The sequence below is a fragment of the Streptococcus suis genome (genome assembly GCF_002960445.1).
Lineage (GTDB): Bacteria > Bacillota > Bacilli > Lactobacillales > Streptococcaceae > Streptococcus > Streptococcus hyiners.
Window position 1 is genome coordinate 1 of the sequence record NZ_POJD01000046.1, and the last position, 273, is coordinate 273.

1 protein-coding gene is annotated in these 273 nt (G+C 32.2%); it reads right to left on the bottom strand.

Annotated elements, in window-relative coordinates; genetic code table 11:
- Positions 1-273: nucleotidyltransferase family protein (locus C1G53_RS00240; RefSeq protein ID WP_419579778.1), on the bottom strand; the 273-nt coding region annotated here is incomplete at both ends.

Here is a 273-nt window from a genome sequence, read left to right on the forward strand (position 1 = left end):
TGGATAGTTTTGATATAAATTGCTTTCTATTTCCATTGTCTCTTCATAAGAAATATTTTCATCAAAAAACACAAGATCAACATCTGTTTCTTCATCAAAACTGTATTGATTCCAAATGAAATTACGGATAGTTCCCGCACAGAGCCAGCAATCTGATAAATTCAGTCTATCCATTATGTCTAATATGACCAAAATATTTTTATCAGCCAGTAGACACCTCTCTAATTCCTCACTCAGCTTCTTACTTCTTTCTGTAAAACTATCTTTCATCTG